This window comes from Clostridium nitrophenolicum (assembly GCF_055391695.1).
The window spans coordinates 3594656-3608929 of sequence record NZ_AP042469.1; the positions used below are offsets into that span (position 1 = coordinate 3594656).

Annotated in this window: 15 protein-coding genes and 1 other annotated feature; of the genes, 5 read left to right on the top strand and 10 right to left on the bottom strand. The window is 29.9% G+C overall.

What is annotated here, in order from left to right; genetic code table 11:
* A complete protein-coding gene (locus ACZ5N4_RS17145) occupies window positions 1–1878 on the top strand; it encodes a M56 family metallopeptidase (RefSeq protein WP_464203719.1) in 1878 nt (625 codons plus the stop codon).
* Window positions 1879–1946: 68 nt separating this feature from the next.
* Here the strand turns inward: ACZ5N4_RS17145 and ACZ5N4_RS17150 are convergent, their stop codons facing one another.
* From ACZ5N4_RS17150 to ACZ5N4_RS17170, 5 genes are all read right to left on the bottom strand, one after another.
* Window positions 1947–2672, bottom strand: a complete 726-nt coding sequence (locus tag ACZ5N4_RS17150) for a DUF1048 domain-containing protein (RefSeq protein ID WP_464203720.1) — start codon at window positions 2670–2672, stop codon at window positions 1947–1949.
* Window positions 2673–2675: 3 nt separating this feature from the next.
* On the bottom strand, window positions 2676–2996 hold the full coding sequence (locus ACZ5N4_RS17155; protein ID WP_464203722.1) for a PadR family transcriptional regulator: 321 nt from the start codon (window positions 2994–2996) through the stop codon (window positions 2676–2678).
* Between the two features lie 246 nt (window positions 2997–3242).
* Window positions 3243–4358, bottom strand: a complete 1116-nt coding sequence (locus tag ACZ5N4_RS17160) for an HD-GYP domain-containing protein (protein WP_464203723.1) — start codon at window positions 4356–4358, stop codon at window positions 3243–3245.
* A gap of 263 nt (window positions 4359–4621) precedes the next feature.
* On the bottom strand, window positions 4622–5359 hold the full coding sequence (gene truA / locus ACZ5N4_RS17165; RefSeq protein WP_464203724.1) for a tRNA pseudouridine(38-40) synthase TruA: 738 nt from the start codon (window positions 5357–5359) through the stop codon (window positions 4622–4624).
* Window positions 5360–5508: 149 nt separating this feature from the next.
* A complete protein-coding gene (locus tag ACZ5N4_RS17170) occupies window positions 5509–6303 on the bottom strand; it encodes an HAD family hydrolase (protein ID WP_464203725.1) in 795 nt (264 codons plus the stop codon).
* 447 nt (window positions 6304–6750) lie between these two features.
* Window positions 6751–6998: a binding site (T-box leader), on the top strand.
* 79 nt (window positions 6999–7077) lie between these two features.
* On the opposite strand from ACZ5N4_RS17170, the gene asnA reads away from it, so the two are divergent.
* Window positions 7078–8094 (top strand): aspartate--ammonia ligase, encoded by a 1017-nt coding sequence (asnA, locus tag ACZ5N4_RS17175; protein WP_464210993.1) that lies wholly within the window; start codon window positions 7078–7080, stop codon window positions 8092–8094.
* Window positions 8095–8389: 295 nt separating this feature from the next.
* Here the strand turns inward: asnA and ACZ5N4_RS17180 are convergent, their stop codons facing one another.
* Complete coding sequence (locus ACZ5N4_RS17180) at window positions 8390–9364, bottom strand: metallophosphoesterase family protein (RefSeq protein ID WP_464203726.1); 975 nt, start codon at window positions 9362–9364, stop codon at window positions 8390–8392.
* A gap of 158 nt (window positions 9365–9522) precedes the next feature.
* Here ACZ5N4_RS17180 and ACZ5N4_RS17185 point away from each other — a divergent pair, with 158 nt between their 5' ends.
* The 3 genes from ACZ5N4_RS17185 to ACZ5N4_RS17195 are packed head-to-tail and all read left to right on the top strand — an operon-like array spanning window position 9523 to window position 11546.
* On the top strand, window positions 9523–9591 hold the full coding sequence (locus ACZ5N4_RS17185) for a 4Fe-4S binding protein (RefSeq protein ID WP_464210995.1): 69 nt from the start codon (window positions 9523–9525) through the stop codon (window positions 9589–9591).
* 37 nt (window positions 9592–9628) lie between these two features.
* On the top strand, window positions 9629–11398 hold the full coding sequence (gene feoB / locus ACZ5N4_RS17190) for a ferrous iron transport protein B (protein ID WP_464203727.1): 1770 nt from the start codon (window positions 9629–9631) through the stop codon (window positions 11396–11398).
* On the top strand, window positions 11388–11546 hold the full coding sequence (locus tag ACZ5N4_RS17195) for a FeoB-associated Cys-rich membrane protein (RefSeq protein WP_464203728.1): 159 nt from the start codon (window positions 11388–11390) through the stop codon (window positions 11544–11546). The genes feoB and ACZ5N4_RS17195 overlap by 11 nt, the downstream gene beginning before the upstream one ends.
* Before the next feature lie 22 nt (window positions 11547–11568).
* Here the strand turns inward: ACZ5N4_RS17195 and ACZ5N4_RS17200 are convergent, their stop codons facing one another.
* The 4 genes from ACZ5N4_RS17200 to ACZ5N4_RS17215 all read right to left on the bottom strand — a co-directional run bounded on the left by ACZ5N4_RS17200 (window position 11569) and on the right by ACZ5N4_RS17215 (window position 14249).
* The gene (locus ACZ5N4_RS17200; RefSeq protein WP_464203729.1) at window positions 11569–12426 is read right to left on the bottom strand and encodes a DegV family protein; all 858 of its coding nucleotides are present in this window, start codon (window positions 12424–12426) and stop codon (window positions 11569–11571) included.
* Window positions 12427–12654: 228 nt separating this feature from the next.
* Window positions 12655–12855, bottom strand: coding sequence for a helix-turn-helix transcriptional regulator (locus ACZ5N4_RS17205; protein ID WP_464203730.1), 201 nt, complete (start codon window positions 12853–12855; stop codon window positions 12655–12657).
* A 7-nt stretch (window positions 12856–12862) separates the two neighbouring features.
* Window positions 12863–13222 (bottom strand): DUF2178 domain-containing protein, encoded by a 360-nt coding sequence (locus tag ACZ5N4_RS17210; RefSeq protein WP_464203731.1) that lies wholly within the window; start codon window positions 13220–13222, stop codon window positions 12863–12865.
* Between the two features lie 103 nt (window positions 13223–13325).
* Window positions 13326–14249: a DUF421 domain-containing protein gene (locus tag ACZ5N4_RS17215; RefSeq protein ID WP_464203732.1), complete on the bottom strand. Its 924-nt coding sequence runs from the start codon at window positions 14247–14249 to the stop codon at window positions 13326–13328.
* Window positions 14250–14274: the final 25 nt, after the last annotated feature.

A 14274-nucleotide genomic window follows, 5' to 3' on the forward strand; every position in this document is an offset into this window, starting at 1 on the left:
ATGTATGGGTTGATTGGTTTCTTTAGCGATTTGTTCAAAATGATATTCCAAGTATCTATTATAGCTGGTACTCTTATACTTTTAATACTTATGCTAAGAAAATTATTTAAGGGTAAGCTAGGTGTAAAGTTTCAATATGCTCTATGGTTCATTGTAGTATTGCGTTTGATAATGCCTACGTTACCTAGAAGCTCTTTTAGCATTTTTAACCTTATGACTAGAATAAGGGAGCTCCCTTACTTATTATTTGCTATGGGGAAAAACGAAGTTGGTAGCATTGTGTCATATAGTACAGATACTCTCAGCTATATATACAATCAAGGCGCTGTACTAGGTAATTTAACTTCACCGAATCTTAGCAGCAGTAATCCTGCATCTTTCAATTGGTCATTTGCAGCAACTCTAGCTTTTATATGGTTACTTGGTATATTTATAATTAGCCTATATATAGTTCTGGTAAATATAAAACTGAGAACTAGAATAAAAAAGCATCCTAAATTTTGTAACAAAGAAGTTATATCAATACTAGAACAATGTAAACAGCAAATGAAGATTGATAAGAATATATCATTAATTAAGACGAGAGAGATTAGAACTCCTGCCTTATTTGGTTATGTTAAACCTGTAATACTGCTTCCTGAAAACATTCTGGATGTATTATCTGTGGATAAACTAAGATATGTATTTCTCCATGAGTTATCTCATTTAAAACGTAAAGATATAATTACAAATTGGATTATAAACATATTAAAAGTAATTCATTGGTTCAATCCAATTGTTCAATATGGACTTAAAAAAATGTGCGAAGACATGGAAATCTGTTGTGATTCTCTTGCGCTTTCCTATACAAAGGACGAAGAAGTAAAGGATTATGGACTTACAATCATAAGCCTTATAGAGCGACTTTCAAAACCTACTCAAGTGCCTGGAATTGCCTCTATGGTAAATAATAAATCTGAAGTAAAAAAGAGAATTATTATGATTAAACTATTTAATAAAAAGGCCTATAAGTTCTCTGCATTTGCGCTAGCAGCTTTGTTGATTTTAGGCTGTACTGCTCTCACAGATGCAAAGGCATCTCCCTTTAAAAAAAGTAAAGCTGTACATGTAGATAAAATTGATTATCCTTTTGTCAACGACCCTCAAATAATTGGTAGATGGCAGAGTGTAGACTTTGTAGCTAACATAGAGGATTTTAAAGTGGATACTAAAAGCTTTAAAGGTAATTTATTTGTTAAAGAATTAAACTTTACAAGTGATGGTAAAGTTTCAAAAACAGCTTTCACCTGGACAAAAGATCATATTCTTGACCCTGCGGACAAAACTGACAGCAAATATTTAATCAAAGATATAAATGGCTCAACTTATATGTTCTTCGAATGGAAAAACGGAGATTATACTCTAAGGGGCATGAAGCCTAGATACTATGTGCTAAAAAAGATAAGTTCTACTCCTTCTCTTACAACTAATATGTTTGGAGAAGAAGTAAAAACTAGAACCGACAAAATAGACTATCCATTTGTGAATGATTCTCAGGTTATAGGCAAATGGGAAAGCGTAGACTTTGTTCAAAAAATCGAAAACTTTAAACCAGGCGTCCAAAAATGGAAGTCAGACCTATGCATATCTAATTTGACTTTTAATGAAAAAGGAGATTTGCTTATGGAAGGCACAACTACCAACGAAAATGGTAAGACAGCTAGTATACACCTCTCCTGGACAAATGGATTAGTAATTAATAAAGAGTTTAAAACAGCATCAAAATATACAATAAAAAACATACACGGAGAAAAGTATATGTTCTTCGAATGGAAAAATGGAGATTATATAGAAAGAGGAGCAACTCCTTGCTACTATGTATTAAAGCAGGTAAAATAAAAAAAGCCGTTCTGGATTCACTTCCAGTACGGTTTTTGTATTGCCCATAGTTTCTGTTTATCCAAAAACTATTTATTGTCACATGTTCTTTTATATATTTCCATTAATCCAACTACTGCAAGTATAGTAACTATACAGTAAATATTATCATATAAGTTAATATTATAATTCATAGTATTCAACCCAAAAAGCTTTTCAATTATAGACTTTACACTAAACATAATAATCATGAGAATGGCTATAGGCCCTATAATGCTTTTATCATTTATATTGATTCTAGAATTTATTCTTTTATGTCCCGGAATATAATCAGGAACATATGCAGGAAGAACAGATACAGTTCCCTGTTTTTTAAGTCTTAAAATAAATATTATAAATATACACCATATATTTGTTTGTATAAATTGATCCATAGTAATAGTTAGATTAACAGAATCATTATTAAGAACGTTAGAAACACCCATTACAACTGCAATAAAGATCATTAACGCTAAATATTTTTGTATATAAATAATTATTTTGTATGGAGTACTCTTGCTATTATTGTATTCATCAATAATTGATTTACAAAATACCTCATAGTCTTTTCCAATAAACAAATCTATAGATTTATCTTCAATTTGAGCCTGCAGCATCATATCCATAATTTGCTGCAAAATTTCCTCTTTCTCACCAAGAGTTAAGTTGCTGCTTTGAATATACTCAGTTATATTCTTATATAAACGTAAATTTCCTTCACTCAATTTTTTCTGCTCCTTAAATCTAATTCTTTTTAATCGAATTGCAGATAACATAGTTTACTCCTCCAATACATTATCAATGTTTTTTTTAATTTCTTCCCATGATGATATAAACTCCTTTAATTCGGTAACACCTTCTTCTGTAAGGTAATAATATTTTCTCATAGGTCCTAAAGGAGATTTTTTCATAACAGAATATAATAATTTTTTCTTTTCTAATCTTATAAGTATAGGATATACACTACCTTCCGAAATATCTTTAAAACCAAATTCTATTAATTTCTCACATATTTCATAGCCATATGTTTCATTGTTATTTACTACCTTTAGAATGCATCCTTCAAGAAGTCCCTTTAACATCTGTGTAGTATTAGCCACTAAATCACCTACTTTGTATTACATAATAGCTTATGTTTAAATTCTACATCTGCTACTTGGTAATGTCAAGTAGTCTATAGAAATACTTTCCTTGCACCCTTGTTTTTTATTCTACAGGAAAAGAATTTTTAATTATATTCAATGTGAATTGTGTTATGAAAGTTATCCTCAATTATTAAATTTTATAAATTCCTATAGAATAAAAAAAGATTAAGAAATTTCTCTCTTAATCTCATTTATACTTTATTATTCTGTAACTTCGTACTCTGGACCCTTTATAACTAAACCCAATTCACATCTAAGATCTCTATACAAGTCTTCACCTTTTTCATTTTTTTTATTTATAATTTTAACTTTAGGTCTTAGTGTAAAATTAGGAAAAGCTTCTTCTACTACTGCTATTTCTTCGTTGCTTAATCTCACTATAGTTCCTTCAGGATATGGGACTATAGACCTGCTGAAAGCTTTGACTACCTCATAACTAAACTGTGTTTGTCCATTTGCCATAATGTATTCTACTGCATCATTAGGACTCATAGCTTTTCTATAAGGGCGGTCTGATGTCAGTGCATCATACACGTCTGCAACTGCCACTATTTTAGCTAATTGATTTATTTCATCATTGCTTCTCTTATCTGGGTATCCTTTTCCATCTTCTCTTTCATGATGCTGCAAGGCTATGATTCTGGAAACTGCTGATATATCTACACTACCTTTTAAAAAATCATATCCTCTCTTTGTGTGTTCTCTCACAATTTTAATTTCTTCTTCTGTAAGCTTATCATTTTTCAGTAATATATTTTCTGGTATAAGTGCCTTACCTATATCATGAATAAGTGCTCCTAAGCATAAATCATATAATTTTTTCTTATCTAATTGTAGTTGTATGCCTATTACCAAGGATAGAACAGCCACATTAACACTATGCTGGTAAGTATAGCTATCTGTACTTTTTATATCTACAATATTAATTAAAACAGTTCTTCTACCAAGAAGCTCCCCCATAATTTCATTAACAACTTCACCAATAGACTTAAAATAATTTTGTTTTTCCACCATAAGTTTTTTATCCCGTGCACTGCTTTTTCCTGAATCCAGATTGAACTTATCAAAACTGTAAAAAGTATCCTTTATAGTTTTAATAGCCTTTTGTCTTAATTCTGGCTTTATTAAATCCTCAACTTCCTTATCACTATATTTATCATTTATGTACATACTGAATATACCTAATTGTTTTACTCTTTTAATATAATTTTCAGTAAGCTTTACACCTTCTCTTAATAAAACCGCGCCTTTGTCATCATAAATAGTTTTCGCCAAAAAACTTCCCGCTTTAGCATATTGTATTGGCACAAGTCTCATTATATTCCCCCCTCTAAATCAGCAATCATTGCTCTGTCTATTTTCTACAAATCATAATATCTCGACAAATTAGCTTAATATCAATAGCTTTGTCTAATATATCTACTAATGCTTTATTATATATGAAAAGGATTACCAATTAAATTGTATTCCTCTTGAATTAGACATAACCGTCTAAAAATATTATACCAAAAAACCTGCCAGTTTTTATACTGACAGGTTTAAATTTATAAATTAAATCTTGTTTTAATAGAAATTTACCTTTAGTATTGAATGCTTTTTAAACATAAGCCCTTTGCCTGAGCTATTGGTCCTGCTTCTGACCTCTTCATTTCATTTAATACTCTTTCCATATCGGCTTTCTTAAGATTGCCTTTACCTACTTCTAGAAGAGTTCCTGTAATAATTCTTACCATATTTAACAAGAAACTATTCCCATTTACCTCAATCTCTATCATTCCGTCATCTTCTGTTATATGTATATAATTAATAGTTCTAACAGTGGATTTTGTGCTGGACTTTAAGCTAGTAAAGCTCTTAAAGTCATGGGTTCCTATTAAAATCTCTGCTGCATTTCTCATTTCATTTAGATTTAGTTCTTCATCAGTATGATAAGCATATTTTCTATTGAATACATTTCTAAATCTATTATTATTTATTCTATATACATAAGTTTTTGATTTCACATTATATCTTGCATGAAATCTTTCTGTTGTATCTTTCATGGACTTTACTACTATATCTTCAGGCAAAAATTCATATAAATAATTTAACATATCATCTACAGTTAGAGTACAATTAGTATGGAAATTTGCTATATAATTTTCAGCATGTACCCCTGAGTCAGTTCTTCCACAACCTACTACCTGGATATCTTCCCCTGTCATTTTAGATAACACATTTTCTATCTTAGCTTGTATAGTTGGAACATCGCCTTTTTGCTTTTGCCATCCTTTATATCTAGTTCCGTCATACTCAATTGACATTTTTAAGTTTCTCATATAGTACCACCTTTAATTTATTTTCTTATCCTTTTCTTAATTTTCCCAAGGACATTCTAATTATATACTTCATATTGAAATAAAGCTAGCTAGCCCAAAATTTATGGAGCTCTAATTTTAAAACATCCCCACCTCTGAGTTAAGTATTTCTAAATTGAAGACGCATACTTATAAATTACATTATAAACACCATCATCATTATTGCTTTTAGCTACAAAGTTAGCATGTTTTTTCACATCTTCTGGAGCATTTTCCATAGCATAGCTATAGTGTGCTGTTTTAAACATGGTTAGATCATTATAATAATCCCCAAAAACCATTGTACTCTTCTCTTCTATTTTAAACTTTTCCTGAAGTATTTTTATGGCATTTCCCTTACTTACCCCCCTGTTCATTATATCTATCCAACAATCCCCTGATACAACAAATTCAAGGTTATCATTAAGGTTATTTCTTAAGTATTGAAGCATAGGTGCTTTTACCCCATCTTTTGCATAATAGGTCATTTTATAAATAGGAGCCTTTACTTCACTAAAGGATTCTAGAACTACTGCTTTAACTCCAAAAGCATTGAATTGATGTAATATTGTCTCCGATGGATTTACTATATATCCATCTTCTGCCCCAAATAAAAACAACTCTTCACCAAATTCACGCTCAAAATTTATTACTTCCTGTATATCCTCTTGAGAAATACAATTTGAATACAATGTTTTACCGTTCCTATTATATTTTATGAGAGCGCCATTATGTGCAATAAATATCATATTTGTATTTACTTTTTCAAAGTTTTTATTAAGCTGATCATAAGATCTTCCACTTGCTGCTAAAAATTTTATACCTTTTTCATTTAGATTATTTATTAAATCAAATATCTTTTCATTTATTTTTCCCTGATCATTTACCAGAGTACCATCCATGTCAGTTGCAATAAGCTTTATCATGTTACTTGTCCTCCTTTAAGGTTTGTTCTAAAAATTATAGTATCATAAATTACTCTATTGCTCTATAAAATTCTTTAATATATACACATAAAGAGCATACGCTTTTTACCTTATTAATGGAATTAAATACATTTATTCCCTAGGAAATATGATTCTCTAATTTTAAAATATTTTCTAACCTATTTCCCAATTAGCTTTAAGGTTTTGCTTTTGAGCTTATAGGTGTTTAAAGATTATTTTCTTTTAAACTTAAGTTATTTTTTGATATTTTGCAAATAACAATTTATCAAAAATATCACCCAAACACTAAGAAACACTAGTGTAAATTCACACATTTATTTTCATTTCTCTAATAATTTTATTAAAAAAGTAAAAAATTAATATTGACATATTTAAAAAATAGAATTATAATTTACTCAACAGTTAACAATAATAAATACAACGAACTTAAATACTATGAAGAGAAGAGTAGTTATAGGGATATTTATAGAGAGTCGGGAATGGTGGAAGCCTGATATGATACCTATATATGAAGAACGTCTCGGAGTTTCTAACCGAAATCCTTTGAAAGTAGGCTTAGACGGAGCCAACCCGTTAAATATTGGACAGTATCGAATTTTTATTCTGTACTGATTTAAAGTGAGCTATTTAGCTAATTTGGGTGGTACCGCGGAAGTTTGCCTTTCGTCCCTTTTATGGGATGAAAAGGCTTTTTTTATTGTAAAAAACATAGTAATTTAAATTATCAATTTGTAGGAGGAAAAAACTATGGAAATGTTGTACAGTTCATTAATCAAACCGGAAGGATATAAACCAGTTCATAATATAATAGAAACTGAAATTGGGATAAAAAAACTTAAAGATTTCTTTGAAAAAAGAATTGCAGAGGAACTTAACCTTACAAGAGTTTCAGCACCTATATTTGTAAAACGCAGCACAGGTGTAAATGACAACTTAAGTGGTATTGAAAGACCTGTAGCTTTTGATGCAAAAGCTATAGATGATTCAGATATAGAAATCGTTCAGTCACTTGCAAAGTGGAAAAGAATAGCACTTAAAAGATATGGCTTTAATGTTGGAGAAGGAATTTACACAGATATGAATGCTATAAGAAGAGATGAAGATCTCGATAACCTTCATTCAATATATGTTGATCAATGGGATTGGGAAAAAGTTATAGACAAAGCAGATAGAACATTAGGAACCTTAAAAAACACAGTAGAAGCTATTTATAAAGTATTTAAGGATACAGAAGAATTTATTCACCAGTTATATCCTGCTATAGAAGAAATACTTCCTGAGAAAATCACATTTATAACTTCACAAGAGCTTGAAGATAAATATCCAGAACTTACTCCAAAGGAAAGAGAAGATGCTATAGCAAAAGAATTTGGAGCAGTATTCATATCTCAGATAGGCAAGACTTTAAAATCAGGAGAAAAACACGATGGTAGATCACCAGATTATGATGATTGGGAATTAAATGGAGATATACTTTTCTGGTATCCAATTCTTGATAGAGCTGTTGAACTATCATCAATGGGCATAAGAGTTGATGAAGAAGCTCTTATAAGACAATTAGACCTTAGTGGATGCCAAGATAGAAGAGAGCTTGAATATCACACAATGCTTATAAACAAAATGCTTCCATATACAATCGGTGGCGGTATAGGTCAATCAAGAATTTGTATGTTCTTCTTAAGAAAGGCTCATATAGGCGAAGTTCAAGCAGCTTTATGGCCACAAGAAATGATTGAAGAGTGTGAAAAAGAAAATATACTTCTATTGTAAAATGTAGGGAAATAGACCGAAAGTCAGCTTATACTCCGGGATATATTTATAGTTCCTGGTTACGTAAATACTTTTTAATGAGTCTAAAGCTTGTATTGTAGAAAAAACTAAGACTTAGATAAACTCGCTACGCTCAAACACTATCTAAGTTCTAAGTCTTTTCTGCAATCCTTCGCTAAGACCCATAGAAAAAGTATTTAATCTTACTGCAGAACTATAAATATATCCCTTCGTATAAGCTAACTTTCTGGTTAGTATTCCTATAAGAATATATAAAAACTCTTTTCTTTAAAACTTATTCTCCTGCACTTGAAATCTCTTTTGAAAATATCCAAGATTTTTTCACAAAATCTCTTCCCTTAATAGTAGTCTTGTTTCCCTTTACTTCAACATATAAGCCTTGGCTCTCATCATAAAGTCTTTTTATTCTATAGTCTTCAGGAAGTATGGCATAACTTACCGCTCCTGTGTGAGCTGTAGTAAAAGGCTGATTTTGTTTTATATTATCTACACTTAACAAAACATGAGTATGGGATGTAAACAAGATAACTTCCGGATATGATGATAAAATTTTGTTAAGTTCCCTTCTCTGCTCTACTCCTATCCATCCTTTTATACTTGTGCTTAAATGCTGATGTAAAAATACAAAAATAGGTTTTCCCTTTTCGTGTTTTTCAGCTAATTTTTCCTTTAACCAATCTAATTGCTTTTGAGATAAAAAGGCATTTACTGCACCTAATTCCTTAGTATTCCCAGATTCGGACCCTAAAGATATAAAGTGATAACCCTTGATCCAAGTATCATGGTATACTGACTTTTCACCAGCGAACTCCAAATACATATTTTTAAATTTCTCAACATCCTCAGATTTATTCGGCCCTTTTTGATAATCAAAATAATCATGATTGCCGATATTTTTAATTATGGTTTTAGGTAATAGTTCACGATCTCTATTTAAAGTATTTTTTATTGCATCATACTGACTTTTTAGGCCTTGATCTACATTGTCACCATTTAATATCATTGCATCCATATTCCCTTTTACATTGTACAAATCATTAATGGCATTATCTAACTTAGCAGCATTCCCATGCACATCTCCTAAAACAGAAAATGTAAGCCCATCGTCCTCAGGTACTTTTGTAGTTATAGTGCTTTCATTTTTTTTAGAGTTATCAAATTTTGATGCAGTTCCCTTTATATATACTGCTGATGAAATAACTATAGCTATTAACATCACTATTAATGTTGTTATTTTTAATCTTTTCATATATTTTAAGTCCCCTGCCATTCTATAAAATTTCTATGTTACTATAATATTACATTATACCCCACGAAACTATTTTTTACTATTTTATATAAACATAAATTAATATTTGTTATGGGAATGACTTTCATTTACTACCATTCTGCTGGTATAATTAATATATTAATACAAAATTATGTAATAATTGTGGTATGTGCATTTTAGTGTGTCATAAACATGCAATAAAATAACTTCATTATAATAAGACTTATAGATAAGGAGCAAAGTATGACTGTTTGTGCTTTAATTGGTAATCCAAATGTTGGACAAGAAACCTTTTTTAATAAAATTGCTCATGTGCAGCAAAAATCAGATGAGGAAGGAAATTCTAAAATAGATAAGCAGCAAGGATTTATAGATAAAAATACTAGAATAGTTGCTTTTCCTGGAATTTATTCTATAGATACTAATTCTAAAACTGAAGCATTATTTATTGATTATATAAGAGAAAATAAAGTGGACTTGATAATTAACATTGTAAATGCTGCAAATTTAGAAAGAAACCTTTATTTGACTTTACAGTTAACTAAGTTAAGTATACCAATAGTAATGATTTTAAATACCGTTGATAAAGCTGAAAAAAATGGCATACATGTAGATCATGAAAAACTTTCACATATGTTAGGAATTAAAATTATACCTATAGATAAACTTAATAAACATCAGGTGAGGGTTATGCATAAATATATAAAAGAAGCTAATTTTTCACTGCCTAATCTCCTACCTGAAAACATAAAGACTGAAAAACATATGTACTCCTATATAGAACAAATATTAGATTCTTGTGTAAGTATTAAGGAGTATAATATAGTTAATATAACTGAAAAAATAGACCGGATTGTTTTAAATAAATACTTAGCATATCCTATTTTTATATGCATTGTTTTCTTTATTTTTAAGATAGTATTTTCTTGGGTAGGCACTCCCCTTTCCGATGCTTTAAGAAGTGCATTATTTGACTACACCATACCTCTCGTTGATAAATTATTATCTCATCAAAGCCCTTGGTTTAAGTCACTTTTAATCGATGGAATTATATCTGGTATAAGCTCAGTATTGGTATTCCTTCCAGTAATACTAACACTATTTTCTATATTATCCTTTTTAGAAGATAGCGGATATATGAATAGAGTTGCCTTCCTTATGGATAGAATTATGAATATGGGTGGAGTATCTGGTAAATCATTTATGCCAATGATAATAGGCTTTGGGTGTTCTGTGCCAGCTTTAATAGCTGCCAAAAACATTGAAGATGAAAGAGAGCGAAATATTACAGCACTACTGATACCACTTATGTCCTGTAATGCAAAGCTTCCTGTTTATATGCTTTTTGCTACTATATTTTTTCACGAAAAGGAAATTATAGTTCTCGCCTTTATGTATGCCACTGGTGTGCTTATAGCCTTTATTTACAGCTTAATTTTTAAACTTCTAGTGAAGGAAGCGGATTACGAACCATATATTGACGAACTGCCAGCATACACAATGCCAGATTTAAAACTATTGCTTGTGCATACATGGGAAAAAGGTAAAGGATTTCTAAAGAAAATCGGAACTATTATATTTTCAATGTCTATTATAACTTGGACACTTTCTAATTTTAGTTTTAAAGGTATGGTAAATATAAACGAAAGTTTCTTAGCCTTTATAGGAAAATCAATTTCACCTATTTTTAATCCTCTAGGCTTTGGAAACTGGCAGAATTCAGTTTCACTGCTCACTGGTTTAATGGGTAAGGAAGTTATTGCAGGTACCTTAGGAGTTTTATATGGTGGTAATCTCTCAACAACTATAGTGCAGCATTTTAATACAATGTCATCTTTAAGTTTTTTACTTTTTATTCTTTTATACACTCCTTGTGCCTCAACTATAATAACTTTAAAAAAGGAATTCGGAACTAAGATGGCTTTAACCTCAGTATTTTACCAATTTGCTACCGCTTGGATAGTTTCATTTTTATTTTATAATATAGGAATGAGGTATTTTTATGGATTTTAAGAATTTTTGTGAGGTTTTTATTGCTGCTGCAATAATTGTTTCTGCTGTTTATATCCTGTATAAAAAAATAAAAAATAACAGCAACCAATGCAGCAGCTGTGGAAGCTGTTCTAAGATGTGCCCCCATTACAAAAATAGAAAAAAATAAAATATTTATTATATAATTTTGATTATCTCATATTTCTTTCTGTATAATACACAATAGCAATGGCACCAGGTCCAACATGAGTTCCAATAACTGGTCCTATTGAACATATTCCAATTTTAATTTTTAGTTTTTCTTCTAATTCCTCTGCAAGTTCCAGTGCTTCATCATAAGCATTAATATGGTGTACAACAATTTCTCCTAATCCATACTTTTTAATATCCTCACACATCTTATCAATCATTGTAGCTATTGCTTTTTTCTTTGTTCTAACCTTAGTTAAGACTGTAGTTATCCCATTTTCTACAGTTAAAATAGGAATAATCTTTAAAAAATTACCGATTAAAGCACTTGCACGACCAATCCTTCCACCTTTTTGAAGATATTCAAGTGTATCTGGAATAAATAGAAATCTACTTCTTTTTATATTTTCTTGCGCTATTTCTTTAACTTGGCCTAAATTTTTACCTTCTAATGCCGCTCTTGCTGCTACAATTGCTGAAAAACCAAGCTGCATAGAATTTGAAGTGGAATCCACTATTTCTATTTCAGCATTTTTATATACCTCTAAAATCATCTCTCTTACCGCATGTGCAGTGGAATAGGTACCACTCATATGTGACGATATAAAAATGCAAAGAATAGAATCTCCATTTTGCACAATCTTCTCCATCTCGTTATATAGTTCCTGTACAGAAGGTTGGGAAGAAGTTGGAATACCTTTTTCCTCCATTATTTTATAAAAAACTTCATTATCTATCTCTCTTTCTTTAAAACTTTCGTTTCCAAATATTACGTTTAAAGAAACTACTCTTATATCTAATTGATTTTCAATAGTCTTATCTATATAGCTTGTACTATCTGTTAAAATTTTTACTGCCATTACATCATCGCCTCTCTGATTCTTTCATATACTGTTATTGCTTCATCTATAAATAAATTTTTACTATTAAATTCACATATACATGTTACCATTGTAAATTATTATAACATAAGTAATGTAATTTTATTAATCAGTTTTACTTTTCTTAAGAAAAAACAGCTAGTAAAATATAATCTCTTTTACTAACTATCTATTTTAGAATTATTGGATTATGCTCATAACAGTAAATCAATCAAAAACAAAAATTTCTTCAATTGGTGCTTTTACTGCTCTTGATATATCAATTGCTAATTTGAGTGAGGGATTATATTTGCCTGCTTCCAGACGTATAATTGTTTCTCGTCTCACATTTACTCTGTTTGCTAACTCTTCTTGTGTCATTTCAGCAAGTTGACGGTATTTTTTTAAGTAACATTTAAATTCAGCCATATTACACCTACATTTTCTCAAATCTATAAAATGTAACTGCATAGGATATAATTAATAAAGAAAAAAATAAAGCGCTAACAGCAGTTAAAAGTTCTTTGGTAACAAAATTTAATGGAGCTATTAAAAACAGAATAATAAACTCAATGACAGCAATGTTTAAAGCAAAAGCTTTTGCATTTCTGGAATTTTCAACATATCTTTCATCCTCCATCTCATTTGCAAGGCTACTTATCCAAAAATAACCAAAGAACCCAAAGAACGCAAAATTGCCTAAAGAACCAATATTATGATTATAGAAGTACTCAAAGCCGCCAAATCCTAGGAATCCCAAAAATCCCATGTAATTTAAATATCTAGTTTTTTTCATTTTTACACCTCCATAGTGATTTATATGTCACTTGATGTTACAATTATATCACTTTTCCCTGTAAAATCCAAGCACTAAATTGGTATTACTTGGATCTTTGTTGTTACTCTTTTTTAGAAACATATAACTTTCTAGGACTGTCTATAGTAGCAATGTAAATGTTTTTTATATCATCTACATTATACATTGACAAATTATTCATAAGCCATTTTTTATCTACTCCTGATTTAATTAGATTTTCTTCAAATAATTTACCATCATTGATAATAACTAAAGGTAAATCTACATATTTAGAAAGCAGATTAAAATCCTTTGGAGTAACTGGTCTATGAGGTTCTTTTTTTATAATACTAAAATGACCATTAGGCTCTAGAATTGTATATTTAACTTCCGAAATATCAAAAATATTTTTAAGTCTTAATTCACTCATAAGTAAATCAACGTTTATGAAATGTTTTCTCAAATTCCTTCTTATTATCTGCCCATCATCTATCAAAATTATGGGTTTGCCATTAAAAAATAAAGATAAATTTCTATTTTTTTGAGATATTAAATCAATTATATAATGCCAAAAAACAAAGTTAGTAAGGGAACAATTGTATACTACTTTTTCAAGATTATGTGCATCTTTTTGTCTTAGTATAGAAAATAAATTATCGATTGTTAACTTTGCTTTTGAAAGATTATTCTTTAGCAACTTTCCGTTTTTAACTAGTATTATAGGTTTTTGAGAAACAATAGATGGAGCTTTAAAATATAAGTATGAAATAAATAAATTTATTAAAGCATACACTACTATTATTGCTATTGAATCTACTACTCTTGATTTAGGATTAACCATACGAGAAGCTGCAATGTAGCTAATACCTGCCGCCATTAAGAAGTTGTATGGAGTTAATATACCAGGCTGGCGAAATCCCATTGCCTTAGTTGAACCAAATAAAACAAAGTATAAAATAGATGCTCTAATAAATAATTCAATTATATTTAACTTTTCTGCTTGGAAGAAAATATTATATATATTCATAATGTCACCTCTAAAGTATACTTTA